This window comes from Halorubrum sp. SP3 (genome assembly GCF_005435195.1).
Classification (GTDB): domain Archaea; phylum Halobacteriota; class Halobacteria; order Halobacteriales; family Haloferacaceae; genus Halorubrum; species Halorubrum sodomense.
This window is the reverse complement of record NZ_SGTU01000228.1, coordinates 311-648: the sequence shown is the minus strand read 5'-3', so window position 1 is coordinate 648 and position 338 is coordinate 311. Positions and strand designations below refer to the sequence as shown.

At 66.0% G+C, this 338-nt stretch carries 1 protein-coding gene; it reads right to left on the bottom strand.

Annotated elements, in window-relative coordinates:
* Window positions 1-338: hydantoinase B/oxoprolinase family protein (locus EXE42_RS20405; protein ID WP_241988425.1), on the bottom strand; the 338-nt coding region annotated here is incomplete at both ends.

Here is a 338-nt window from a genome sequence, read left to right as displayed (position 1 = left end):
CGGTCTTCGACCGGGCGGTCGGATCGCCGTACCCACCAGCTCCGGGCGTCCGAATACTCACCGTCGTCCCCGGAGGCAGCGAGTGAGTGGATTTCTGCGGCAGCCGCTCCGTCTCGCCGTCAGGGTCAATACGGACTGCGCTCCCGGATTCGCCGTCGTCGCCGCCCAGCAGCCCGTACGGACGGTGTGTCTGCCTGTCTGCGAGGAGGCTAAACGTCGCCGTGTGATCTCTGACGGTGATATCACGACGTAGGCCGAGCCCACCCCGGAACTCGCCCGCCCCGCTCGAATCCTCTCGAAGTTCGTATCTGGAAATCCGGAGCGGGTACGCGGTTTCG